This window comes from Massilia sp. Dwa41.01b (assembly GCF_014171775.1).
Taxonomy (GTDB): Bacteria; Pseudomonadota; Gammaproteobacteria; order Burkholderiales; family Burkholderiaceae_D; genus Telluria.
In genome coordinates, this window is sequence record NZ_CP050454.1 from 2,889,525 (window position 1) to 2,902,017 (window position 12,493).

Annotated in this window: 8 protein-coding genes and 2 pseudogenes; 6 read left to right on the plus strand and 4 right to left on the minus strand. The window is 67.0% G+C overall.

From position 1 onward, the window contains the following. Positions 1-39: 39 nt before the first annotated feature. A complete protein-coding gene (locus G4G28_RS13285) occupies positions 40-936 on the minus strand; it encodes a LysR family transcriptional regulator ArgP (RefSeq protein ID WP_183107440.1) in 897 nt (298 codons plus the stop codon). A gap of 74 nt (positions 937-1,010) precedes the next feature. On the opposite strand from G4G28_RS13285, the gene G4G28_RS13290 reads away from it, so the two are divergent. After that, positions 1,011-1,658, plus strand: coding sequence for a LysE/ArgO family amino acid transporter (locus G4G28_RS13290; protein ID WP_182988621.1), 648 nt, complete (start codon positions 1,011-1,013; stop codon positions 1,656-1,658). Between the two features lie 8 nt (positions 1,659-1,666). Beyond that, positions 1,667-2,311 (plus strand): FMN-binding negative transcriptional regulator, encoded by a 645-nt coding sequence (locus G4G28_RS13295; RefSeq protein ID WP_183107441.1) that lies wholly within the window; start codon positions 1,667-1,669, stop codon positions 2,309-2,311. A 114-nt stretch (positions 2,312-2,425) separates the two neighbouring features. On the opposite strand, the gene G4G28_RS13300 is transcribed toward G4G28_RS13295, so the two are convergent. The 3 genes and pseudogenes from G4G28_RS13300 to garD all read right to left on the minus strand — a co-directional run bounded on the left by G4G28_RS13300 (position 2,426) and on the right by garD (position 6,456). Continuing rightward, entirely contained in the window at positions 2,426-3,310 is an 885-nt protein-coding gene (locus G4G28_RS13300; protein ID WP_182988622.1) for an SMP-30/gluconolactonase/LRE family protein, read from the minus strand. Further along, positions 3,307-4,758, minus strand: a complete 1,452-nt coding sequence (locus G4G28_RS13305; RefSeq protein ID WP_183107442.1) for an MFS transporter — start codon at positions 4,756-4,758, stop codon at positions 3,307-3,309. The genes G4G28_RS13300 and G4G28_RS13305 overlap by 4 nt, the downstream gene beginning before the upstream one ends. A gap of 177 nt (positions 4,759-4,935) precedes the next feature. Continuing rightward, a pseudogene (gene garD / locus G4G28_RS13310) lies at positions 4,936-6,456 on the minus strand (galactarate dehydratase). 294 nt (positions 6,457-6,750) lie between these two features. Here garD and G4G28_RS27515 point away from each other — a divergent pair. The 4 genes and pseudogenes from G4G28_RS27515 to G4G28_RS13325 all read left to right on the plus strand — a co-directional run. Then, positions 6,751-7,233 (plus strand): annotated as a pseudogene (locus tag G4G28_RS27515) (FadR/GntR family transcriptional regulator); the annotation flags it as partial. Positions 7,234-7,253: 20 nt separating this feature from the next. Then, the gene (locus G4G28_RS27520) at positions 7,254-7,439 is read left to right on the plus strand and encodes an FCD domain-containing protein (RefSeq protein ID WP_267875285.1); all 186 of its coding nucleotides are present in this window, start codon (positions 7,254-7,256) and stop codon (positions 7,437-7,439) included. A gap of 238 nt (positions 7,440-7,677) precedes the next feature. Continuing rightward, complete coding sequence (locus G4G28_RS13320; RefSeq protein ID WP_183107443.1) at positions 7,678-10,380, plus strand: TonB-dependent siderophore receptor; 2,703 nt, start codon at positions 7,678-7,680, stop codon at positions 10,378-10,380. 65 nt (positions 10,381-10,445) lie between these two features. After that, positions 10,446-12,284 carry a glycoside hydrolase family 28 protein gene (locus G4G28_RS13325; RefSeq protein WP_183107444.1) on the plus strand — a complete coding sequence of 613 codons (1,839 nt, stop codon included), beginning with the start codon at positions 10,446-10,448 and terminating at the stop codon, positions 12,282-12,284. The last annotated feature ends 209 nt before the right edge of the window (positions 12,285-12,493 follow it).

Consider the following 12,493-nt stretch of genomic DNA (forward strand, 5'->3'; position numbering starts at 1 on the left):
CGGCTTCCAAGGCCCTTTGCCCAAGCACCTGGGTTCGCGTCAAGGCGCAAGCAAAGCATCCCGCGCCGCCGCCGCAATCGCCCCGCTCAGCTCCTCCAGCAACTGCGACGCCGCCCGCGCGTGCTGCCAGTACAAGGGCACGTCCAGCGGCGTGCCGGGCACCAGCTCGACCAGCTTGCCCGTTGCCAGCTGCGGCGCAATCAGGACGTGCGGATGCATTCCCCACCCCATGCCGGCCAGCGCTGCCGCCACAAACGCTTCGGCCGAGGGCAGCGTATGGCGCGGCAGTTCGACGTGGCGATGACAGAGGCGCCGCGCCCAGCGTGCCTGCAGTTCGTCCTTCGTGTTGAACTGCAGGCTGGGCGCCAGCGCCAGGCTGGCCGCACCCACGCCGTCGGCGAAATGGCGCGCGATAAAAGCGGGACTGGCCGCCGCCAGGTAGCGCATCGCTCCCAGCGCGCGGCTGTTGCAGCCCGATGCAGGCCGCGCCATGCCCGTCACCGCAGCCACCACCGCCCCGCTGCGCAGCCACTCGCCCGTATGGTCCTGGTCGTCCACCGCCACCTCGATCAGCACCGGACGTTCGGCCGCAAATCCAGCGATGACCGGGGCCAGCCAGGTGGCCAGGCTGTCGGCATTCACGGCAATCGGCAGGGCGACACGCGCATTGCCGCCCAGGTCCTGCCCGGGCAGCGTGCCGCGCAGGTCCTGTTCGAGCAGGCGCACGCGGTCGACGTGCTGGCACAGGCGGCGGCCGGTCTCGGTCGGGCGGCAGGGCTGGTCGCGCACCACGAGGGCGCAACCGACCCGTTCCTCGAGCTGGCGGATGCGCTGCGAAATGGCCGAGGGAGTCACGTGCAGCGCCTGGGCGGCGCGCTCGAAGCTGCCTTCACGCACCACGGCGGCCAAGGCGGACAGGGCGGCATAATCGAGCATGGGATCAGTTTTGCTTATGTAAGTGAAGAAAAGATAGTTTGCCTTCATTGCACGAGGCTGACAAGATCGTCGCCATGAATCCACTCCCTACGCTGACGCTCGCCTTTCCCGTCTTCCTCCACGGCCTGCTGCTCGGCTTCGGCCTGATCGTCGCCATTGGCGCGCAGAACGCTTTCGTGCTGCGCCAGGGCCTGCGCCGTGAGCATGTCGGCAGCGTGGTGCTGTTCTGCGCGCTGGCCGACGCCGTGCTGATTACCGCCGGCGTGATGGGCCTGGGCCAGGCGCTCGGGCAAAGTCCCCTGCTGGCGCGCGCGCTGGCGTTGGCCGGGGCCCTGTTTCTGGCCGTCTACGGCTGGCGCGCCTTGCTGCGGGCACGCCAGGTGCAGCGTCTGGAGGCGGCGGCTGGCGCGCAGGGGCTCGGCCGCGGCGTTGTGCTGGCGCAGGCGGCCGCCATCACCCTGCTCAATCCCCACGTCTACCTCGACACCGTGCTGCTGGTCGGCAGCATCGGCGCACAGCAGGCCGCGCCATTGCGCCCGGTCTTCGTGCTGGGTGCAAGTGCGGCCAGCCTGATCTGGTTCACGCTGCTGGGCTTTGGCTCGCACAAGCTCGCGCCCCTGTTCGCGCGGCCACGTGCGTGGCAGGTTCTGGATGCTTTCATCGCCTTGACCATGTTCGCGTTGTCGGCCATGCTGGTGCGGCACGCTTTTTCAACGCTTTGAGGACCCGCATGTACATCAGGAAGGATCACCGTCTCGACAACCACGACGCCATGCTCGCGCTGGTGGAAGCGCATGCGCTGGGCGCCTGGGTCGTGCCGTGCGCGGAAGGCCTGGTCGCCAACCACGTGCCCTTCCTGCTGGATCGCTCGCGCGGGGCCCACGGCACGCTGATCGGGCATGTCGCGCGCGCCAATCCGGTGTGGCGCCAGCTGGAAGGCAGCAGTGCCTCCATCGTGATGTTCCGGGGGCCGCAGGCCTACATCACGCCGAACTGGTATCCGGGCAAGGCGGAACACGGCAAGGTGGTACCCACCTGGGATTATGCGGTGGTGCATGCGCACGGCCTGGCGCGCGCGGTCGAAGAGCGCGACTGGCTGCTCGACATGCTGGAGCGGCTGACGCATGCGCACGAGGCGGCGCAGCCCAGGCCGTGGCGCGTGTCGGATGCGCCGGCGGAGTATATCGAGAAGCTGCTGGGCGCGATCGTCGGCATCGAGATACCGATCGCGCGGCTCGAGGGCAAGCTCAAGGCAAGCCAGGACGAGGCGGTGCGCGATCGGATGGGAACGGTGCACGGCTTGCAGGCGCTTGCAGGGGCAGGTGACATGGCGCTTCTGGTTGCTGGTGCGCTGGACCGGAAGGAAGGCCTGTAGGGGGATCGACTCGCAGCCAGGTGGCATGCGTTGCTCGAACGCGTGGACGGGAGACCCGTCCATCCCACCGGTTGGCGCGGGCCGGCTCCGCGTGGCTCGGCCTTCGTGGCTATTCTAGCCGCCGAACGGCGTCTCGGCCACGCCCTGCACGCCGGGGCGCAGCATGATGGTCGCGCCGGCCCAGGGGTCGGCAGGATCCTGGCCGGCGCTGATCGAGGTGACCAGCAGGGTGTCCAGGTTCGTCCCGCCGAAGCTGCACATCGACGGCTTGGCCATCGGCACGGCAATCGTTCGATCCAGCTTGCCGTCCGGCGTGAAGCGCAGGATGACGCCGGCGTCGTTCCCGCAGGTCCAGTAACAGCCGTCGGCGTCGATCGCGGCGCCGTCAGGGCGGCCGGGATGCGTGCGCATGTCCACGAAAGGCCGGCGGTTCGACGGCAGCCCCGCATCGAGGTCGTAGTCGAAGGCCCATACCTGCTGGCTTTGCGGGTGCGAGTCCGACAGGTACATGGTGCGCCCGTCCGGCGAAAAGGCCAGGCCGTTCTGGGTCAGCAGGCCGGATACGACCGGTTCCGACAGCCCGTCCTCGTTCGAATAGCGATACAGCTGGCCGACCGCGCGCTCGGCCGCCATGTCCATGAACATGGTGCCGCTCCAGAAGCGGCCCTGGCGGTCGCAGCGGCCATCGTTGAAGCGCATGCCCTCACCCAGCGATGCAGGCACGGCCAGGCGTTCGCCGCCCGCCTTGCCGGCCTCGCCGAGCGCCAGGCGGAACAGGCCCGTCTCCATGCCCGCCACCAGAGTGCCGTCGCGGGACGGCGCAATGCAGGCCACCATCTCGTCGGCCGTCCAGCTGGCAAGCTGGCCCTCGCTACCGAGCCGCCAGACGGTTCTGGCGACGATGTCGACCCAGTACCAGCAGCCGTCCAGCGCACTCCACACGGGGCACTCGCCGACCAGCGCCCGTCCCTCGCCTATCCGTTCGATCGCGACGCTCATGCCTGCGGCTCGCGGATTTCGTCATAACGCGGTACCAGCGTCTTCATCACGCCCCAGGCGATCAGGTAAGCCACGGCGCAGAAGCCGAACATGATGCTGTAGCCGGTATGGATCTGGCCGATCGCGCCGTAATAGTCGAACAGCCAGCCGCCGATCTTCGTGATCAATACGCCGCCGATGCCGCCGGCCAGGCCGCCGATGCCGACCACGGAACCGACCGAGCGTTTCGGGAACATGTCCGAGACGGTGGTGAACAGGTTGGCCGACCAGGCCTGGTGGGCAGCGGCGCCGATGCCGACCATCAGGACCGGCACCCAGAAGCTGATATAGCCCAGCGGCTGGGCCAGCAGCACGGCCAGCGGGAACACGGCGATCATCAGCATCGCCTTCATGCGGCCGTCGTAGGGCGTGGCGCCCTTGTTGATGAAGAAGGTCGGGAACCAGCCGCCGCCGATACTGCCGATCATGGTCATGCTGTAGAGGATGGCGAGCGGCCACTGGATGTCGGTGCTGGCCATGCCGTATTGCGCGGCCAGGTATTTCGGTAGCCAGAACAGGAAGAACCACCAGACGCCGTCGGTCATGAATTTGCCGAAGGCGAAGGCCCAGGTCTGGCGGTAGCCGAGCAGTTCCCACCAGGAGAGGCAGCGGCCGGCCGGTTTGCCGTCCGCGGCGGGGGCCGCGTCGTCGCAGGTGATGTAGGCCAGTTCCGGGGCGCCGAGGCGCTTCTGCGAAGTCGGCTTTTCATAAAAAATCATCCACAGGCCCAGCCAGACGAAGCCGATCGCGCCGATGATGATGAAGGCCGCTTGCCAGCCCCAGGTGGCGGCAATGACGGGGACGCTGATCGGCGCCAGCACGGCGCCCACGTTCGCGCCCGAGTTGAAGATACCAGTGGCAAAAGCGCGGTCCTTCTTCGGGAAGTATTCGGCGGTGGCCTTGATCGCGGCCGGGAAGTTGCCCGATTCGCCCAGCGCCAGCACGGCGCGCGCCGCCATGAAGCCGATGACCGACACCGGCACGGCGGCCAGGTCGATGGCGCTCATCGCACCAGCGAGGCCCTCGCCCATCGGCACGGCCACCGCGTGCATGATGGCGCCAAAAGACCACACGACGATGGCCAGCGCGAACGCGCCCTTGGTGCCGAGCCGGTCGACGACGCGCCCGGCGAACAGCATCGAAATCGCATAGACGAACTGGAAGGCGGCGGTGATGTTGGCGTAGTCGGTGTTCGACCAGCCGAATTCGCGGGTGAGCTCGGGCGCCAGCAGCGACAGCACCTGGCGGTCGAGGTAATTGACGGTGGTGGCGAAGAACAGCAGTGCGCAGATGGTCCAGCGGTAGGTGCCGATCTTGCCGCCGGCGGCGGCATTCGCGTTGGAAGATGGGGAAGTGCTGGCGGAATTGCTCGCGGGCGCGGCCGGCTGCTTGATCGTCTCGGTTCGCATGGTGTCTCGTCGTTGTTTTGTCTAATCGGTCTCGCAACCCCCGCCACTCTGTGGTGGCTGGCAGGTCGTAAGTCATCGTACAACAGGGTTGGTGCGGGAGGCAATCCTCCGTTTGTATCGCTGCTGTATCAGCGCAGCCGATACGGCAAAGGCGGCGGACGTCACGCCGCCGCCCTTTCAGGTCACCGGCGCCGGATTGAACAGCGTCAGCGCGTTGTGCAGCTTCCAGTGCTCGGCCCAGGTCTTGCGCCCGCTGGCCACGTCCAGCATCAGGCGGAACAATTCCCAGCCCACGTCTTCGATGCTCGCCTCGCCGCTGGCGATGCGGCCCGCATTCACGTCCATCAGGTCGTGCCAGCGGCGCGCCAGATCGTTGCGCGTCGCCACTTTGATCACCGGGACCGGCGCCAGGCCGTAAGGCGTGCCGCGGCCGGTGGTGAAGATGTGCACGTTCATGCCGGCCGCCACCTGCAGCGCGTGCCGCAGATGAAATCGCTGGCCGGCGTGGCCGCGTAGATCAGGTCCTTCTTGCCGTTCAGGCGCTCGCCCGGCGAGAGCACGCCGGAAATCGCGGCGGAGCCGGACTTGACGATCGAGCCCATCGCTTTTTCGACGATGTTCGACAGGCCGCCCGCCTTGTTGCCTGGCGTCGTGTTGGCGCTGCGGTCGACGCCGCCCCGCTTGAGGTAATTGTCGTACCACGCCATCTCGCGCACCATCGCGGCTGCCACCTCAGGGTCGGTCGCGCGCGCCGTCAGCTGGTCGATGCCGTCGCGTACTTCCGTCACCTCCGAAAACATGACGGTGGCGCCGGCGCGCACCAGGAGGTCGGTGGCATAGCCCACCGCCGGGTTGGCCGTCACGCCCGAGAACGCATCGCTGCCGCCGCACTGCACGCCGACCACGAGATCGGATGCGGGGCAGGTTTCGCGGCGGCGCGCATTCAGCACTTTCAGCTGTTCCTCGGCCGTGGCGACGATCGAATCGATCATCGACATGAAGCCGACGTGGCCGGCGTCCTGCAGGCAGACCGTGGCCGGCTCGCGGCCATTCAGGATGGGAATGCTCCCTTTCGGGAACAGGCGCGCCGGCTGCAGCTTCTCGCAGCCGAGGCTGACGACCATGGCCTGGCCGCCGAAATTCGGGTTCTGGCTGATGTTGCGCAGCGTGCGGATCGGCACGTCGGCATTCGGCGCCTCGATGGCCACGCCGCAGCCATAGCTGTGTTCGAGGCCGACGACGTCGTCGACGTTCGGGTACAGGGGCAGCAGCTTGTCCTTGATGACTCTGACCGCGTGGTCAACCACGCCGGAGACGCATTGCACGGTGGTGGTGATGGCCAGGATGTTGCGCGTGCCGACGGACCCGTCGGCATTGCGGTAGCCCTCGAAGGTGTAGCCGTCCAAAGGCTCGAGCACCGGCGGCTTGACCGTGGCGACCGGCAGGCCGGCCAGCTCGACGGCATCCGGCATGCGCAGCGTCGCTTCCGAGACCCAGCTGCCGCGCGGCAACGCGCGGGGCGGCATAGCCGATGGTGACGTTATAGCGCGTCACCGGCTCGCCTTCGGCCAGGTCGCGCAGTGCCACCTTGTGGCCCTGGGGCACGGCGTCGAGCAGGCTCAAGCCGTCGGCAAAGACGGCACCGGGTGTCAATCCGCCGTCGTTGACGACGATGGCAACGTTGTCGTTGGCGTGCATGCGGATGTAGCGCGGCGTGTCTGGCGATGCGCCATCGCCGCTTGGCGTGCCCTGTCCGGCGCGGACGATTTGGATGCTTTGCATAGGAAACCTGCCAATCGGATGAGTGCGGCCGACAGGGCAGAAAGGCACCCGTCGACCATCGTTGAGTCGGGCCGAGTATGACAGCAAAAATTTGATCTGGCTAGTCCGCATTGCGCAATTGGTCAAACCAATTTAGAATGGCCTGACCAAATACACAATCGGACCGCCATGCTGAAACGAGTACCGAGTGGAGACAACCCTGCCGACCCGATGGCTACAAACCAGGGTCAGCATGCACACACTGCCGAGCCGCGCCTGTACCGGGTCGTGGCCGACCGCATCGAGGCCCTGATCCGCAGCGAAGGCATCGCCGCCGGCGCGCGCCTGCCGGCCGAACGTGAGCTCGCCGCGCGGCTGGGCGTCTCGCGCGCCTCGCTGCGCGAAGCCCTGATCGCCCTCGAACTGGGCGGACGCATCGACGTGCGCGGCGGCTCGGGCGTCTACGTCTGCGCCAGCGCACCAAGCGCCGAAGTCGAAGCCGGCCCCGGTCCTTTCGAAGTACTCGCCGCCCGCCGCCTGATCGAGGCCGAGGTCTGCGCCATCGCCGCGCGCGTGGCCACGCCGGGCGCCGTCGACGCCATCCTGCGCGCCCTCGAGGAGATGGAGCGCAACCACGACATCTATTCCAGCAACGAGACGGCCGACCGCGAATTCCACCTGGCGATCGCCCGCGCCACCGGCAACAGCGCCCTGGTCGGCACCATCGCCTACCTGTGGGAACAGCGCGGCCGCCTCTGGCACCGCCTGAAGGAGCACTTCCAGACCGAGCAGCTGCGCCAGAAACCCTGCTCGACCATCGCCGCATCTTTGCCGCGATCGCCGGGCGCGATCCGGCCGGCGCGCGCAGCGCCATGCGTGCTCACCTGGAACGCGTCACGCGGACCTTCTCGCGCGGCTAGGAGGCAGCAGAAGCACAAGGAAAGGCAGCACGCGAATACAGATCAAGCACCGCAGGTACAAAGCGAACACGCAGCAAAAGGCAATGTTGGTACCAGATGATGGCCCACGTGCGACCACGGCCGGAAGGTAGCGAACCGGTCCCGCCGCAGTGGCAGCGGACACGCGAGGTGTCCAAGGCGCCGCAGCCCCAGGCTGGGCACATTCATGTCGGTCAAAAAAACATACGGAGACAGCTTCATGAACCACGTACGCAAGTCCGCCCGCCGCACCCTCGCCCTCTCGTCCATCTCGCTCGCCGTCCTCGCGCTGACACAAGCCGCGTGGGCGCAGAATGCGGCGCCGATGCAGCGCGTCGAAGTCACCGGCTCGAGCATCAAGCGCCTGGCCGCCGAGGCCGCCCTCCCCGTCACCACCGTCAGCGCCCGGGAACTCACCGCGCGCGGCATGACGACCCTGGCCGACCTGATGATGTCGCTGCCCCAGTCCTCGTCGCTGGCGCCCTCGAACGCCGGTTCGGGCACCAACATCAACCTGCGCGGCCTGGGCGTGAACCGGACCCTCGTGCTGCTCAACGGCCGGCGCCTGGCCAACGAGGCCATCGCCGACGGCTATGCCAACCTGGACGTGATTCCGATGAGCGCGATTGCCCGCGTCGAGATCCTGCGCGACGGCGCCTCCTCGATCTACGGCTCGGACGCCATCGGCGGCGTCGTCAACTTCATCACCAGGAGCACTTTCGAGGGCGTGCAGGTCACCGGCCAGTATATTCAACCGGAAAAGCACGGCGGCGGCGACGAGCAGCGCCTGACGCTCACCGGCGGCACGGGCAACCTGTCCACGGATGGCTGGAACGTGTATGCCACGGTCGATGCCCACCGCCGCAGCGCCCTGTACGCGCGCGACCGCGCCGAGCTGTCGACCCCGGACATCCTGGCCAGCATCGGTCGCGCGCCGACCCTGAGCGCCGGCGGCTATGCCATGCCCGCCAACTACACCACCAGCGCCAACCGCACCGCCGCCAATCCCTACTACGCCACCGGCTGTACCGGCCCGTACTCGATCCAGGGCGCGCGCAATACCTGTATCCTGAACAACCAGGAATACGGGATGGCGCTGTACGAAAACCAGCAGGTCACCTTCTACGCGCGCGGCACGAAACAGTTCAGCGAAGAGCACAAGCTGACCGTGGACTACATGCGCGGCGAGGAATACATCATTGCCACCCGCAACCCGACCCAGAGCGTGGCGGTCGGCGGCGTGCCGGCTACCCTGCCTTCGACCAGCAAATGGTATCCGGGCGGCGCGGGCGGGGTGCCGGCCATGCCGGGCCTCACCGGCCAGCCGCTCTTCGTCACCTGGAGCGTGGCCGACCTGGGCCTGGCCGCAACGAAGGACGTGCAGGTCAACCAGCGGCTGGCGATTTCGGACGAAGGCCGCATCGGCAGCTGGGACTACCGCGCCGGCCTGGTACACGGGGTCAGCACGCGCAAGAACTACTACCGCGACGGTTACGTGACGGGCGCCGGCCTGAACGCCGGCTTGATGAACGGTTCGCTCAACCCCTTCGGCCTGCAGGACGCGGCCGGCATGGCTTACCTGGAAAGCATCTCGGTCGATGGCCAGATGAACCGCACGTCGAAAAGCACCTTCTCCGGCGTCGATGCCTCGCTCAGCCGCTCGCTGATGGAATTGAAAGGCGGTTCGCTCGCCTTCGCCGTCGGCCTCGACCTGCACCGCGACACCACCCAGGACGAGCGCCTCCCGATCGTCAACGCCGTCACCTACGCGAACGCCGCAGCCGCCCGCGGCGAAGGCGCGCGCAATGTCTCGGCGCTGTATGCGGAACTGGATATCCCGGTCACGAAACAGCTGACCTTCAACGTGGCCGCCCGCGACGACTATTTTTCCGACTTCGGCAATACCTTCAACCCGAAGGCGAGCTTCCGCTACGAGCCGAGCAAATCGCTGATGTTCCGCGGCTCGGCCAATACCGGTTTCCGCGCACCGACCCTGTTCGACCGCTACGGCTACCGCACCGCCGGCCCGAACGGCCTGACCGCCGGCCGCTGGGACGATCCGACCCTGTGCCCCGGCGGCAAGCCGGGCGTGGCCGGCTCCGGCACGGCGCTGCCGGGCCAGGTGGCGTCCGAAGTGTGTAACGCCCAGCTGCCGCGCCAGGTCGGCAGCAATCCGGAACTGCAGCCAGAGAAATCGAAAGGCTGGACGCTCGGCGTGGTGATGGAGCCGATGAAGAACGCCACCCTGTCGCTGGACTACTGGAACATCCGCATGGAAGACATGCTGGCGAATCTGCCGGAACAGGCGATCTTCCTCAATCCGGCCAAGTACGCCGACCTGTTCGTGCGCAATCCCGACGGCAGTCTGTACTACGTGAAGAACATCACGATGAACCTGGGCGGACAGAAAGCGGCGGGCGTGGACGTCTCGGCCAGCTACACCTTCCCGAAATCGGTGGCGGGCACCTTCAAGGCGGAGCTGGACGGCACCTGGCTGACCCAGTTCGACAACCAGCTCGAGCGCGACAGCGAATTCGTATCGAACATCGGCCGCTTTGGCCTGGCCAGCAACGGCACCACCAGCAGCTTCCCGATCATCACCTACCGCTGGAAGCACACGATGAAGCTGGCCTGGAACCGCGGCGACCTCGGTGCCCAGCTGACCCAGAACTACAATTCCTCGTACGAGGACCAGAACCTGGTGGCGGCGCAGTACCATCGCCGCATCGAACCCTACAGCGTCTGGAACCTGACCGCCAGCTACAACGGCATCCCGCACGTGGGCATCACCGCGGGCATCACCAACCTGCTCGATGAACGCCCGCCGATCACCAACCACAATGGCTACACCTATGGTTACCTGAGCAGTGCAGCGAGTCCGATCGGACGGGCCTACAACCTGCGACTGACCTACACTTTCTGAAGATGGACGCACGGTGGCCGGCGCTGGCAGCCGGCCAGTGCGAGCAACAACGTAACGGAGACAACATGCAAGTCAAGCACACCAATGCGCAGCGCCGTTCGCTGCTGCGCGCCGCCTCGGTGTCCGCCGCGGGCCTGTCCCCGGCGGCTGCGCGCTGGCCAGGGGCGGCGCGGCAAGCGCGGGTCCTGCCCCTGCGGGCGATCCCCGGGCGCGCGCAAACCATCGTCGACAGGTTCAGGAAGCCGCTCGCTTTTCGCCAGCAGGACTTCGACATCACGGCATTCGGCGCGAAGCCCTGCAAGACGCGGATGGTGGAAGGCTATGTGGCGCACCACGAGCCCGGCCAGGTCAGTACCCCGGTGCCCGATGCGCCCGACTGCTATGGCGCGATTGCCGCGGCGATCGCGGCCTGCAGCCAGGCCGGTGGCGGACGCGTGGTGATTCCGGCCGGCAACTGGCTGGTCAAGGGCCCGATCGTGCTCAAATCCCACGTCAACGTCCACCTGGCCAGGGGCGCGCATGTCTACTTCAGCACCGACCCCGACGACTTCGCCAGGTATGGCGAGTACGACTGCGGCGCCAACGGCAAGCTGACCATCTCGCGCTGGCAGAGCAACGATTGCCTGAACTATTCGCCGCTGGTCTATGCCTACGGCCAGACGAATATCGCCCTCACCGGCGAAGACTGGACCAGCATCCTCGACGGCCAGGGCGGCGTGCCGCAGGCGAACGGCGACTGCTGGTGGGACTGGAAGGGCAAGCGCAAGCCCGGCCCGCGCCAGCAGGAAGCGCAGAACGTCGTCAACCAACGCAACCCGGCTTCGGTAACGGCGATCGCACCAGGCCTCACCGCCGCCCAGATAGCGCTCATGGAGGGCAAGGACGACAAGTGGCGCACCGACGAAGCCTTCCTGCCGACGCTGTCGGAGGCGGGCGTGCCGGTCGCGAAGCGCGTGTTCGGCCGCGGCCACTACCTGCGCCCCTGCATGGTCGAATTCATCGGCTGTACGGATGTCCTGCTGCAGGGCTACCAGTTGAACGGGTCGCCGTTCTGGCAGCACCACCCGGTGCACTGCACCCGGCTGGCGATCCGCGGCGTGCACATGGACAGCATGGGACCGAACAGCGACGGCTTCGACCCGGAAGCCTGCGACACCGTGCTGGTGGAAGGCTGCACCTTCAACAGCGGCGACGACTGCATCGCCATCAAGGCCGGCAAGAACCGCGATACCCAGTTCGGACCGACCCGGAACGTGGTGATCCAGGGGTGCATCATGAACAGCGGCCACGGCGGCGTGACCCTGGGCAGCGAGATGTCGGGCGGGATCGAGCACGTGTACGCCCAGGACATCGAGTTCCGCAATGCGCATTGGGCCACCGACTCGCTCAACACCGCGATCCGCATGAAGACCAACATGAACCGCGGCGGTTTCCTGCGCCACTTCTACGTGCGCAACGTGACCATGCCGAATGGCGTCGCGCTCAAGCCCCAGGTCTACACGCCCCTGCCCGGCTCGCCGATTCCGAACCGCTCCGTGGGCTCGTCCGCCGGCGCCGTCGTCACCATCGACTGCGACTACGCGCCCACCGCCGACAACGTGCGCACGCGCCCGCCGATCGTCGAGAACGTCCATATCTCGGGCGTGAGGGTCGGTAACGTGAAGACGAAGGATGGCAGCTTCTCGTGCTACCAGGCCCTGCTGTTGCTGGGGCCGGTCGCCTACGACTACAACGGACCAGCCGGCGCCGAGATCCTGCCGATCCGCGACGTGACGATCACGGACTGCGATTTCGGCAATCCCGTGAACGTGGCCCAGCCATGGTTCGTGTACAACGTGCGCAATGTGAAGCTCACGAACGTGACGATCGGCGGCAAGGTCGTCAACACGACCCTGTCGGCGTAGATGCGCCTGCGGCGTGTGGGTTTCGCAAGGTGGGCACTCCGTGCCCGCGCGATATAGCACGGGCGAGTGTCGAAATTTGACCATGAACGCGGCCCTTGCATGTTGGACTTGTGGGCGCGTTTCGATGTGCAACTGTTCCATACCGCGTGGGCACGGAGTGCCCACCCTACAGAGCGCGGCTCGCTGATTGATCCGCTGCGCTCACCGTT

Bases quoted from the DNA above. Each gene is read 5' to 3' on its own strand.
- G4G28_RS13285 (WP_183107440.1), bottom strand. From the start codon at position 936: ATGCTCGATTATGCCGCCCTGTCCGCCTTGGCCGCCGTGGTGCGTGAA.
- G4G28_RS13290 (WP_182988621.1), top strand. From the start codon at position 1,011: ATGAATCCACTCCCTACGCTGACGCTCGCCTTTCCCGTCTTCCTCCAC.
- G4G28_RS13295 (WP_183107441.1), top strand. From the start codon at position 1,667: ATGTACATCAGGAAGGATCACCGTCTCGACAACCACGACGCCATGCTC.
- G4G28_RS13300 (WP_182988622.1), bottom strand. From the start codon at position 3,310: ATGAGCGTCGCGATCGAACGGATAGGCGAGGGACGGGCGCTGGTCGGC.
- G4G28_RS13305 (WP_183107442.1), bottom strand. From the start codon at position 4,758: ATGCGAACCGAGACGATCAAGCAGCCGGCCGCGCCCGCGAGCAATTCC.
- G4G28_RS13320 (WP_183107443.1), top strand. From the start codon at position 7,678: ATGAACCACGTACGCAAGTCCGCCCGCCGCACCCTCGCCCTCTCGTCC.
- G4G28_RS13325 (WP_183107444.1), top strand. From the start codon at position 10,446: ATGCAAGTCAAGCACACCAATGCGCAGCGCCGTTCGCTGCTGCGCGCC.